Source organism: Vibrio sp. 1CM23M, from assembly GCF_023161755.1.
GTDB lineage: Bacteria > Pseudomonadota > Gammaproteobacteria > Enterobacterales > Vibrionaceae > Vibrio > Vibrio coralliirubri.
The window spans coordinates 13,592-26,041 of the sequence record NZ_JALNTR010000008.1 but is presented as its reverse complement, the minus strand read 5'-3'; the positions used below and the strand labels follow the sequence as shown (position 1 = coordinate 26,041).

Genomic DNA, 12,450 nt, shown 5'->3' with positions numbered 1-12,450 from the left:
GTCTTTCTCGTACTACCTAAACGGCAGGAGCTTCCATAATTGAAGATGAACCATCTTTTGCCAATTGCGCTAGGTCTTTATCAATAAAGAACAGTGCTTTACCGTCTTCACCAACAAGTTCTAGCTTATCCAATACACCTTTAAACAACTTCTCTTCTTCGTGTTGCTCTGCAACGTACCATTGCAGGAAGTTAAAGGTTGAGTAGTCTTGTGTGCTGAAAGCAACGTGAGCCAGTTTATTGATCTTTTCAGTAATCATCTGCTCATGTTCATAAGTTTCACGGAACACTGCGCCAAGGCTTTCGAATTCGTGTTTCGGTGCTTCAATCGCACCCAGAATTGGCATTGCACCTGTTTCGCTTACGTAAGTGAAAAGACGCTGCATATGTTCCATTTCTTCTACTGCATGAACACGCAGAAACTCTGCTGCACCTTCAAATCCTTTGTCTTCACACCAAGCACTCATTTGTAAGTATAGATTGGATGAGAAAAATTCTAGGTTAATTTGATCATTCAGTTGCTCAACCATAGTTTTTGACAGCATTTAAGACTCCTAATTACATCCTCAATTTTCTCTACTATATCACTATTTAATGAATATCTCGCAGGCCATTAGTTAACCAATATTTCGAGCTGTCATTACGCAAGACAGTGGATATGAGATCACTTCAGCAAAAAAAGCCATCGCATAGTGCTAATCTTTAAACAGACAATGAATAAAGGAGGTAGCGATATGAGTTACAAACATATTTTGGTCGCAGTCGATTTATCAGAAGACAGCAAATTAATTGTGGATAAAGCGGTAGCATTGGCAAAGCCATTGGAAGCCAAAGTCTCTTTTATCCATATCGATATTAACTACGCGGAGCTCTACACTGGCCTGATTGATATCAACATGGCCGAAACCCAGCACAACGCGATGGAAGCGTCTCGTATTCAGCTGCAAAATTTTGCGGAGCACGCACAATACCCGATCACCCATACCCTAGTAGGCAGTGGTGATTTGAGTCATGAGCTGTGTGACACCATCAACGAGTTCAATGTTGATCTCGTGGTTTGCGGTCACCATCAAGACTTTTGGAGCAAGCTGCTCTCTTCAACACGCCAACTGATCAACGCCTCTCCGGTTGATATGCTGGTCGTGCCTCTAAGAGATTCAGAAGACTAATGATTTAAGGTTAGGTAACATACAACTCATATCTTATTAACGAAGTTTTACTATGAGCTATTTAGCTGGTGTTACCCTCCTATGGGCCTTCTCCTTTAGCCTGATCGGCGTTTACCTTGCGGGTCAGGTTGATTCTTGGTTCTCTGTTTTAATGCGTGTTGCCCTTGCTGGCGTCGTATTTCTTCCTTTCCTAAAGTTTCGCGGCGTATCGCGTAAGCTGATCGCTAAATTGATGGCAATTGGTGGTATCCAGCTTGGCCTGATGTACTGCTTCTACTATCAATCTTTCTTACTGCTATCCGTTCCTGAAGTCCTTTTGTTTACCGTTTTCACGCCAATTTACGTCACTCTGATTTATGACTTTCTCAAAGGGCAATTCTCTCCGTGGTACCTAGTGACGGCGGCAATTGCGGTATTAGGCGCAGTATTCATTAAATTCGCAGGTATCAACGAAAACTTTTTGGTTGGCTTCCTCGTCGTGCAAGGCGCGAACCTGTGCTTTGCTATTGGTCAGGTGGGCTACAAGGTGGTGATGGAGAAGGAATCGACCAAGTTACCTCAGCGAACCGTATTTGGTTACTTCTACTTAGGGGCGCTATGTGTCGCGTCAGTGGCTTTCATGCTACTAGGTAACCCAGAGAAACTGCCCACCACCACACTTCAATGGGGAATCCTGATCTACCTTGGCTTGATTGCTTCGGGGCTGGGTTACTTTATGTGGAATAAAGGTGCGTGCATGGTGAATGCTGGCGCGCTGGCAGTGATGAACAATGCCTTGGTTCCTGCTGGCCTGGTGGTGAATATCCTGATTTGGAACAGAGATGTCGATTTGGTTCGCTTGTCTATTGGTGGCGCCGTTATCTTATTCTCTTTATTCGTCAATGAGACGTGGGTAAAGAAGCGCGTAGCAAGATCTGCAAGCAATGCTTAGCTGATTTGAACGAGCTGCGTGAGCTAGCTCGGATAACCCCAAAAAGCAAAAGAGCGACCCTAAGGTCGCTCTTTTTAAATCATCGCTGTAGCAATAAACCATTCGAATCAGCATCAATGGATGTGATTATGGCTCACTACTTGAGTCTTGGTTTCAGTGAAGGCAACATCATCAAGTTGTAGGTTGATGCGTTCAAGATCACTTTCCAGTTTCTGGCTTTTCTTAAACAGCTTTTGCTGCTTCTTAATCATCTTCGCGAGCTTTTTGTTGTACTTCTCTTGTTTCTTAGCCGCTTTCTTCGCTTGTTTGAGTTCAGCTTTCTCATCACCGCTCGCCTTCGCCATCAGTTTTTTCAGCTTGGCTTTTTTCTGTGCGACTTCTTTTTTGGCAAGCTCAGGGGCAATATCAGCGGCGGCTGGATCGAACATTTGTACGCTCGGTTCAATTGCCTCGTTGATTTCCGCAAGCGACAGTTCTGGTGCAGGTAATGTTTCCGCTAGCAGGCCGCATGCGACTTTCTCTTCAACGGGTTTGTTTTGACAACCAAGAGGTGGAATTGCGGTTGGTTTGCATAGATTCGCTTGATCCGCCGAAGAACGCGCGCAAGAACGACACACGAACTTAGGTTCAGTCACCAAGCTGTGGATCTCGCCCAAGTGTTCAGTGATATCTCGACGGTTTAACTTACAAAAGCGTTTAGCCATGCTACAACTCCAGCTAAGAATAATAATGATTCTTAGTTAGATATACATCCGTAACGCGACTATCGCAAGTGTTAAATGGCAATTTATCGTATTTATGACGGGAAATTTTCTTAGCGTGTTGCTAAGTTATTGATGCTTCCGCTAAGTCATTGATGCTTTCACATAGACGTCAAAACGGTTCTTTTTGGTTTCGATCGCCATGCTCGGTTTTTGCTCGTCTAACCAAGCTGCGTAATCTGGTCTTTTAACCACAACTCGCTTCGATGCCAACTTCATCGCCGGCTCAAATAGACCATCAGCATCCAGATCAGCACCCACTAAAGATTGGAATACGCGCATCTCTTTTTTGACTAGAGCCGATTTCTTTTTGTTCTCTGGGTGTGGGTACATTGGGTCGAGGTACACCACGTCTGGCTGTTCGAAGTCAGGATCGTTGCTGAGCTTATCCAACGCATCGTGACTGGATGCGTGAATCAGCTTCATACGCTCACTTACCCAACCACCGATGTCTGGGTCTTGTTGCGCTCGCTGCAAGCCATCATCAAGCAGTGCAGCCACAACTGGATGACGCTCGACCATTTGCACCTTACAACCTAGAGAAGCCAACACAAACGCATCGCGCCCTAAGCCTGCAGTACCATCAAGAATAGTTGGCGTTGCGCCTTTGTTTAAACCCGCTGCTTTGGCAATCGCCTGACCTTTACCGCCACCAAACTTACGTCGGTGACCAACAGCGCCTCCCACTAAATCAACAAAGATAGCGCCAAGCTTCGGTTCATCGACTTTACGTAGCTCAAGTCGCTCACTAGTCAGTACCAAAGCAAAATCGCTGCTTTCATCATGAGATAAGTTCCAGCGGGTCGCTAAGTCATTCAAATGATCGATTTGGGTAGCATCTTCGCAAATCAGTTGTAGTTGCAAGGTCGTCTCCAACAGACAGTAGTATTCAAAACAAAAGAGGCAACCAGTTTACCTGATTGCCTCAACAATACATATTAGCGGTGAAAAGTATTCACAGCTAAAGTTGGCTTACCTAAACCAATGGCTCTGTCTCTCGTTCTTGTCTTAACTCTTCAACAAGCTCCGCGAGTGGTTTAGGTCGGCCTATGATGTAGCCCTGCGCGTAGTTCACACCCAACTCGATCAGCTTGTCGATGATCTGGGTATTTTCAACGAACTCAGCCACGGTGTGCTTACCCATCTGTTTGGCGAGATCATTGATCGAGCGAACCATCACATGGTCCATCTCATTGACATCAATATCACGTACAAACAGGCCATCGATCTTCACAATATCGACGGGCAGTTTTTTCAGATAACCAAATGACGATAGCCCTGAGCCAAAATCATCCAATGCAATCATGCAGCCAAGCTCTTTGATTCGAGTGAAGAACTTGATCGCCTGCTTCATGTTACTCATGGCCGCCGTTTCGGTGATCTCTAAACAAACCTTATGACACGGTATCGATGAATCGCTCAGGCTATCGATCAAGAACTCGACAAACTCACGATTACCCATCGAGTGACCAGAAAGGTTGATTGAACACATCCCGAGTCCCTCAATAACCTCAGGGCGTTGCTCCAACCAATTCAAGGTTTGACTGACGACTTGGCGATCAATCAAATGCGCGATGTTATAACGCTCTGAGGCCGGCATGAAAATCCCCGGAGAGATGTATTCCCCTTGGATGTTCTTGATGCGCACCAAGATTTCAAAGTGCATTTTATCGCTGTCTTCATCTAGGCCAAGAATTCGCTGAGCAAACAGCTCTAAACGATCGTTAGCCAAGGCCTCATGCACGAGGTTGACGCACTCCATCTCTAGATGACGACGACGCAGGTCTTCATCATCTTGATGGTAAAGATGATAGCGATTGCGACCTTCTTCTTTAGCGGCATGACAAGCTGCATCCGCCTGAGCATGCACCATCTGCGGTGAAGCCGCAGTATGGTCAATCAATCGAATACCGATAGAACACGTCAGGTTGAGTCGAATATCATCCCACAAGAATGGATTCTCACTCATCATCGAGATAATACTGCGACACACATTAACCGCATCTCGCTCAGTACAGTCTTTCATTAATACAGCAAACTCATCACCACCCATTCGCGCTAACACCGCATTGTAAGGCAGCACGTCTTCTAGCAACTTGGCGCTAAACAAGATCGCAGCATCACCCGCTTCATGTCCTGCGGTGTCGTTCAAGACCTTTAACTGATCCAAATCTAGGAACAACATTGCGTGAGTTCGCATGTGACTCTCAACCTCTTTAAGCGCTTTTTGCAGCTCTTGCTCAAAGTGGTTGCGGTTAAAGGTGTCAGTCAGCAGGTCATAGCGAGCCTGATATTCTAATTTTTCAGAAAGCTCGTGCGTTTCGGTGATGTCTTCACCCACAATCAACAGCTGATCAGACTCCACTAACGGGCGGATATTTTCACGAATCCAAATCTTGCTGCCGTCGGCATGCCGATATTCGATATCACGACGCCACACACCACGAATCTTATGCTGTGGTTGCAGCAAGATATGGCGAGGAATCATCGCATTATCATCAACATAGAATTCTCTAGGACGATGGCCCAACAACTGATCGAGTGGGTAACCCAAAAGCTCTTCGGCAAACTGGTTCACTTGTTGAATGCGATTATTGCCATCGAGCGTAATCATCATCACCGGCTGTTTGTCGTAATACAGCTTCAAGTTTGCTTCACGTTGGAACAGCTTATTCTCAGCAAGCTTACGTGAGGTCACGTCGCGCGCCTCAAAGAGAAACTGAATGTCTTCGTCTTCACTGCCCGGCATCGGCTTCAATGAAATATCCAACACCATCGCACCGCGATCTCGACACCACACCTCGGCTTCAAATCGTAAGGCTGGGTGCTCACTTTTTGTGGTGAAATAGTCGGCTAGCACTTCTCGCGCAGAGCTTTCCCAATGTTGGTGTTGTTGCAGCGGCGTTCCGAGTTTATAGCCTTGGTTATAAAGCAGCTCATGTAGCTTGCTGTTACTCGACAGCAGCACACCACCCTTATCAATGATCCCCATGAACTGCAGGCTTTGGTCGAATATCGACTCAAGCAGCAGCTGACTTTTTCGGCTGGCACGTTCACTTTTTTTAAGGCGATTGAGGTAATACACCAAAGTCGCGATGACACACGACATCACCAAAAACAGCAAACCTATGGTGCGAATTTCATCGCGGTAGCGCACTAGAAATGACTTCGGCTTATTGAGGAAAGTTACTGAGGCTTCATTCTCTGCACCCAAATCCCAACGTGAGATCTGTTGATAATCGAGTTTGATTTCTGGCGCGCCAGCAACCACCAATGGCAATGGAGCCTTAGGATTGTTCAGCACGCTCAACAGCACGCGCCCCGTGTCTCGGCCTTGCGTTTCACCACTTTGAATCACACCACCAATCGCCCCAAAACCTAGCCCTAGATCGTGCACCATGTACAGTGGCATTTGAGTTTTGATATTCAGTTGTCGCCAATCTTCATCGCTACTCACTCTACCTTGTGCATCGCGGTAGTACGCCCAAAACAGCAAGCTCTTGCCTAGGTCGGCACGTTGCGAAAAGGTCATTAACTCTTGGTAGGAATCCGGCACATAGTGCTCAACGAGGTCAGAAAAATCCGGATGGGTTTTGATGAACAGATCAATTTGAGAACGAATTGCCTCACCCGTGACAGAATGATCGGTAACAATGTAGATCTTCTTTACGGTCGCTTGAAGACGCTTGATCAGCTCGATGTTGCCAACCAGATCGATGTCTTCAGTAATGCCAGTAGCATTTAAGCCTTCAATCATTTGAGGGGAGAAATTGTTGATACCGCCAAAGATGACGGGCGTATCTTTGAGATCGGGCGCGAGACGCTTCATTAGATTGAGCGCGTTATTATCACTCACCACAACTGCAGCGAATTCTTCATGCATTAACTTGGTGTGATAAAGCTGGTAGACACGCTCAAGGTATTCAGGATTTTGAGTACGTTTGCTATCAAGGTAAACGACACGATATGACAGCCCATCACGATCGAGCTCATCGGATAATCCTTTATGGAAATCATCTGTCCAGAAAAAGCCTTGATGATAAGAGTGAATAACCAACACATCTTTTGCCTGAGCTGAAGCAAAAACACTCCAACACATCACAATAAAAAATAACGAAAATCGCACTGAATTCACCCTAACCCTATAGTTACTGCTAATATTATCACCCTTGGCTATGATGTGTACTCAAGCCGGTATGTTTTTCATTCAACCTAAGGATTATGCATGTCCACAACTACAGCCCGTCTAGATGATCTAGACCGTGCCATTCTCAAAACCTTGATGGAAGATGCACGTACTCCTTATGCTGAAATGGCAAAGCAGTTCGATGTCAGCCCTGCGACGATTCACGTTCGCATCGAAAAGATGAGATCGGCAGACATTATTGAGCGAACAGAAGTTGTGGTAAACACCAAAAAGCTGGGTTACGACGTGTGTTGCTTTATTGGCATCAACCTTAATGCTGCCAAAGATTACCACTCGGCGATTGCTAAGCTGAATGCCTTAGACGAAGTGGTTGAGGCGTACTACACCACTGGTGCTTACAATATCTTTGTAAAGCTGATGTGTAAGTCGATAGAAGAGCTGCAGTTTGTATTGATCGATAAGCTGCAAGCGATCGATGAAGTTCAGTCGACAGAAACACTGATTTCATTGCAGAACCCTATCAACCGCAATGTGAATCCATAACATTGATTCGCCTTGTTTGGCATTAAGCACAGACAAAAAAAGAGCCTCTAACTAGAGGCTCTTTTCGCAATTATCTCGCAATAAACTAGATAGTTACCTTGATTATGCGTTGATTCCCGCGTGACGCAGCATTGCGTCGATTTGTGGCTCACGACCACGGAAGCGTTTGAACAGCTCCATTGGCTCTTCACTGCCACCCATTTCAAGGATGTTATTCAAGAAACGATTACCGGTTTCAGTATTGAAGATACCTTCCTCTTCAAATGCTGAGAACGCATCTGCCGATAGCACTTCTGCCCACAGGTAGCTGTAGTAGCCCGCACTGTAGCCACCAGCAAAGATGTGACCAAAGCTGTGTGAGAAACGGTTCCAATCTAGGCTTGGCAGTACCGATACCTTAGACTTAACATCCGCTAGCGTTTCTAGTACGCGAGCGCCGATTTCAGGGTCGTACTCTGTGTGCAGCGTGAAATCGAACAAACCAAGCTCTAGCTGACGCAGGATAAACATCGCAGATTGGAAGTTCTTCGCCGCTAGCATCTTCTCTAACATCTCTTTTGGTAGCGCTTCACCCGTTTCGAAGTGACCAGAGATGAACGACAGCGCTTCTTCTTCCCAACACCAGTTCTCTAGGAACTGACTTGGTAATTCAACCGCATCCCAAGGCACGCCATTAATACCCGCAACTGCGCCCGCTTCTACTTGCGTCAGCATGTGGTGAATGCCGTGACCGAATTCGTGGAATAAGGTTACCACTTCATCGTGAGTAAACAGTGCTGGCTTATCACCAACAGGCTTGTTGAAGTTACACGTTAGGTAAGCAACTGGCGTTTGCAGCTCACCAGATTCAGTAATACGACGACCACGACAGTCATCCATCCAAGCGCCACCACGTTTGTGTTCACGTGCGTATAGGTCTAGGTAGAAGCTACCACGCAGTGTTCCGGTCGCATCAAAGATATCAAAGAAACGCACAGACTCATGCCAAGTGTCTACACCTTCACGCTCTGTTACCGACATACCAAACACGCGGTTCAGTACCTCAAACAGACCTGAAACCACATTAGATTCAGGGAAGTAAGGGCGAAGCTCTTCATCAGAGATCTCGAACAAGTTCTGTTTTTGTTTCTCGCTGTAATAAGCGATGTCCCAAAGATTCAATTCAGAAACACCAAACTCTTTCTCAGCAAACTGGCGTAGCTCTTCTACTTCGCGTTCACCTTGCGGTTTAGCTTTTACTGCTAGGTCGTTTAAGAAACCAAGCACTTGGTCTGGCGTTTCTGCCATTTTCGTCGACAGTGATTTTTCGCTGTAGGTGCTGAAACCTAGCATGCGTGCGATCTCGTGGCGCAGCTTAAGTTGCTCGGTGATGATCTCAGTGTTGTCCCACTTACCTGCGTTTGGACCGCGATCTGAAGCGCGCGTTACGTATGCTTCATAAAGCTCTTTACGCAGTTCTTGGTTATCACAGTAAGTCATCACAGGTAGGTATGATGGGATATCCAGAGTTAGTAAGTAACCTTGTTGCTCTTTAGACTCAGCCGCCGCTTGAGCTGCCGCCAGTGCTGATTCAGGCATACCTGCCAGTTCAGCGACATCTGTGATCTGCTTGATCCAACCCATGGTTGCATCAAGTACGTTGTTTGAAAATTGAGAGCCTAGCTCCGATTGACGCTTACTGATCTCGCCGTAACGATGCTGTTCGTCTGCAGGCAAGCCAATGCCCGACAATTCGAAATCACGCAGTGCGTCGGTAATGGTTTTTTGTTGAGCTCGGTTCAGTGCAGAAAATTCTTCACTCGCCTTGATCGCTTTATACGCTTCGAACAAGCCTTTGTGTTGGCCAACCCAAGTGCCGTATTCAGACAGCACAGGTAAGCAGCTCTCATACGCTTCACGCAATTCGTCACTGTTCACGACAGAGTTCATATGGCTTACAGGTGACCAAATGCGACCTAAACGATCATCCACTTCTTCAATTGGAGCAACCAGGCTGTCCCAGCTTGGTGAAGTATTACCTTCAAGTACTTGTTCTATCTTGTTGCGACACGCTTCAATCACTTGCTCAACGGCTGGCTTTACGTGCTCTGGCTTGATCTGTGAAAACGGAGGTAAGTCCGTGAAGGTTAATAGCGGATTAGACATATAAACATTCCTTTGGCTTTAGAGACTTTCGTCTTTTTTGTAATGAGGTCGTCTTACAGTCATCAGGCTAAAGTTCGCCCTAAAAAATCACCTGCGAATACTTATTAAATAGTGCCCAACAAGGCAAATTTCAATAGTAGAACCAATAACTAACTGCATATTGCTAGCGACGGTTCCTGAATTGTTCGAGAATTTATAGTCCATTGAGGGTTATAATAGTCTGATTAACCCCACCTACACTAACCACACTCTAATTCGAGAGTGTTACGAGAGTTTAATTTGTTAAGTTATCGCCACAGCTTCCACGCAGGTAACCATGCCGACGTAGTAAAGCATATCGTACAGAGCCTTATTCTTAATTCTTTGAAACAGAAGGATAAGCCTTTTGTTTATCATGACACTCACTCTGGTGTAGGTCGTTACGACTTAACGCATGAATGGTCTGAAAAAACCGGTGAATACAAACAAGGTATTGCACGCGTTTGGGAACAGCAAAATCTTCCTGAAGACATTCAAAGCTACCTTGAGTCTATTTCCATTCTCAATAATGGCGAGAAACTGCGTTACTACCCAGGTTCTCCACGTGTTGCACGTGCACACCTACGTGACCAAGACCGCATGGTACTGACTGAGCTTCACCCAGCCGATCACCCGCTGCTTGAGCAAGAGTTTCACCGCGATCGTCAGGTATCTATCTATAAAGAAGATGGGTTTAAGCGCTTAAAGGGCAGCCTGCCACCAAAAGAGCGTCGTGGTTTAGTGCTGATCGACCCGCCTTACGAGCTGGCAAAAGAGTATCGTGATGTTGTGACAGCAATCGCTCAAAGCCATAAGCGTTGGGCAACAGGTATCTACGCAATTTGGTACCCGGTAGTAAATCGCTGTGATATCGAAGATATGATCGAAGGTCTCGAAGGCTTAGGCATCAACAAGATTCTACAAATCGAACTTGGCGTATCACCAGACACCAACGAGCGTGGCATGACAGCATCAGGCATGATCGTGATTAACCCGCCTTGGAAGCTAGAAAGCCAAATGAAAGAGATTCTTCCATTCTTGAAGGAAGCAATTGCGCCGGCGACCGGTCACTTCAAAGTAGAGTGGATCGTACCCGAGTAATCTCGAACTTAACGTCATGCTCTGACGAATATTCAGCAGATTGTGACGTACACGAATAAATTTTAAGCAGGGAGATTGAGTTCAACCGATCTGCCCTCAATATAATAATTAGACAATTTAAGAATCTATAGGACGTAGGTGTTCAGTGCGCTCACTGTACCCACAGCCTTCAATAAATGGAGAAAGTAATGGCGACTCATTTTGATTACATCTGTATCGGCGGCGGTTCAGGCGGCATCGCATCAGCAAACCGCGCAGCAATGCACGGTGCAAAGGTTGCACTTATCGAAGCTCAAGACCTTGGTGGTACTTGTGTAAACGTTGGTTGTGTTCCTAAAAAGGTAATGTGGCACGGCGCTCAAGTTGCTGAAGCTATCAACCTATACTCTGAAGATTACGGCTTCGACGTTGACGTAAAAGGCTTCAACTGGAGCAAATTAGTGGAAAACCGCCAAGCGTACATTGGTCGTATCCACCAATCTTACGATCGCGTTCTTGGTAACAACAAAGTAAACGTAATCAAAGGCTTTGCTAAGTTCGTTGACGAGAAGACTGTTGAAGTTAACGGTGAACACTACACAGCTGACCACATCCTGATCGCAGTTGGTGGTCGTCCAACCATTCCAAACATCCCAGGCGCAGAATACGGCATCGATTCAAATGGCTTCTTCGACCTAATGGAGCAACCTAAACGTGTTGCTGTTATCGGTGCAGGCTACATCGCAGTAGAAATCGCAGGCGTACTAAGCGCACTTGGCACAGAAACACACCTGTTCTGTCGTAAAGAGTCACCACTTCGTAGCTTCGACCCAATGATCATCGAGACATTGGTTGAAGTAATGGAAGCGGAAGGCCCAACACTGCATACACACTCTGTTCCAAAAGAAGTAGTAAAAGAAGCAGACGGCACATTGACTCTGCACCTAGAGAACGGCAACACTCAAAACGTTGACCACCTAATCTGGGCTATCGGTCGCCACCCAGCAACTGACGCTATCAACCTAGCATCAACTGGCGTTGCAACGAACGACCGTGGCTACATCAAAGTAGACGAGTTCCAAGCAACCAACGTTCCTGGCATCTACTGTGTTGGTGACATCATGGAAGGTGGCATCGAGCTAACACCTGTTGCTGTTAAAGCAGGTCGTCAGCTTTCAGAGCGCCTATTCAACGGCCAAACCAACGCGAAAATGGACTACAAGCTAGTGCCTACGGTTGTATTCAGCCACCCACCTATCGGCACAATTGGTCTAACGACTCAAGAAGCTGAAGAGCAATACGGCAAAGACAACATCAAGGTTTACACGTCGGGCTTCACGGCAATGTACACAGCAGTAACCAAGCACCGTCAACCTTGTAAGATGAAGCTAGTATGTGCTGGCGAAGAAGAGACTGTAGTTGGCCTACACGGCATCGGCTTCACGGTTGATGAAATGATTCAAGGCTTCGGCGTTGCAATGAAGATGGGCGCAACCAAAGCAGACTTCGACTCTGTTGTGGCAATTCACCCAACGGGCAGCGAAGAATTTGTGACCATGCGTTAATCGCAGATCATAAGATTAAAGATAGAAGCAGGCTTAAGCCTGCTTTTTATTAACCAGATTGAACAAAAAAAGAACGCACAAAGCACTGATAT

10 protein-coding genes are annotated in these 12,450 nt (G+C 46.2%); 5 read left to right on the top strand and 5 right to left on the bottom strand.

The genetic code is table 11. The features are described 5' to 3' along the window. Window positions 1-16: 16 nt before the first annotated feature. The gene (ftnA, locus tag MSG35_RS19150; protein WP_017066029.1) at window positions 17-544 is read right to left on the bottom strand and encodes a non-heme ferritin; all 528 of its coding nucleotides are present in this window, start codon (window positions 542-544) and stop codon (window positions 17-19) included. 189 nt (window positions 545-733) lie between these two features. Between ftnA and uspA the strand changes: the two genes are divergently transcribed. Together uspA and MSG35_RS19140 are read left to right on the top strand one after the other, a co-directional pair. Then, window positions 734-1,168 (top strand): universal stress protein UspA, encoded by a 435-nt coding sequence (gene uspA, locus MSG35_RS19145; RefSeq protein ID WP_017060149.1) that lies wholly within the window; start codon window positions 734-736, stop codon window positions 1,166-1,168. A 52-nt stretch (window positions 1,169-1,220) separates the two neighbouring features. Beyond that, window positions 1,221-2,099, top strand: a complete 879-nt coding sequence (locus tag MSG35_RS19140; RefSeq protein ID WP_248384775.1) for a carboxylate/amino acid/amine transporter — start codon at window positions 1,221-1,223, stop codon at window positions 2,097-2,099. A 113-nt stretch (window positions 2,100-2,212) separates the two neighbouring features. Here MSG35_RS19140 and MSG35_RS19135 read toward each other — a convergent pair whose 3' ends face one another. The 3 genes from MSG35_RS19135 to MSG35_RS19125 all read right to left on the bottom strand — a co-directional run bounded on the left by MSG35_RS19135 (window position 2,213) and on the right by MSG35_RS19125 (window position 6,959). Continuing rightward, complete coding sequence (locus MSG35_RS19135) at window positions 2,213-2,803, bottom strand: hypothetical protein (RefSeq protein WP_248384774.1); 591 nt, start codon at window positions 2,801-2,803, stop codon at window positions 2,213-2,215. Window positions 2,804-2,944: 141 nt separating this feature from the next. Continuing rightward, a complete protein-coding gene (locus MSG35_RS19130; protein ID WP_017060146.1) occupies window positions 2,945-3,724 on the bottom strand; it encodes a class I SAM-dependent methyltransferase in 780 nt (259 codons plus the stop codon). Window positions 3,725-3,836: 112 nt separating this feature from the next. Further along, the gene (locus tag MSG35_RS19125) at window positions 3,837-6,959 is read right to left on the bottom strand and encodes an EAL domain-containing protein (protein ID WP_248384868.1); all 3,123 of its coding nucleotides are present in this window, start codon (window positions 6,957-6,959) and stop codon (window positions 3,837-3,839) included. Between the two features lie 126 nt (window positions 6,960-7,085). On the opposite strand from MSG35_RS19125, the gene asnC reads away from it, so the two are divergent. After that, entirely contained in the window at window positions 7,086-7,550 is a 465-nt protein-coding gene (gene asnC / locus MSG35_RS19120; protein WP_008218581.1) for a transcriptional regulator AsnC, read from the top strand. A gap of 102 nt (window positions 7,551-7,652) precedes the next feature. Here the strand turns inward: asnC and prlC are convergent, their stop codons facing one another. Beyond that, on the bottom strand, window positions 7,653-9,695 hold the full coding sequence (prlC, locus tag MSG35_RS19115) for an oligopeptidase A (protein WP_248384773.1): 2,043 nt from the start codon (window positions 9,693-9,695) through the stop codon (window positions 7,653-7,655). Between the two features lie 279 nt (window positions 9,696-9,974). Here prlC and MSG35_RS19110 point away from each other — a divergent pair, with 279 nt between their 5' ends. Together MSG35_RS19110 and gorA are read left to right on the top strand one after the other, a co-directional pair. Next, window positions 9,975-10,814, top strand: coding sequence for a 23S rRNA (adenine(2030)-N(6))-methyltransferase RlmJ (locus MSG35_RS19110; RefSeq protein WP_017065664.1), 840 nt, complete (start codon window positions 9,975-9,977; stop codon window positions 10,812-10,814). A gap of 188 nt (window positions 10,815-11,002) precedes the next feature. Further along, window positions 11,003-12,358, top strand: a complete 1,356-nt coding sequence (gene gorA / locus MSG35_RS19105; RefSeq protein ID WP_048612423.1) for a glutathione-disulfide reductase — start codon at window positions 11,003-11,005, stop codon at window positions 12,356-12,358. The last annotated feature ends 92 nt before the right edge of the window (window positions 12,359-12,450 follow it).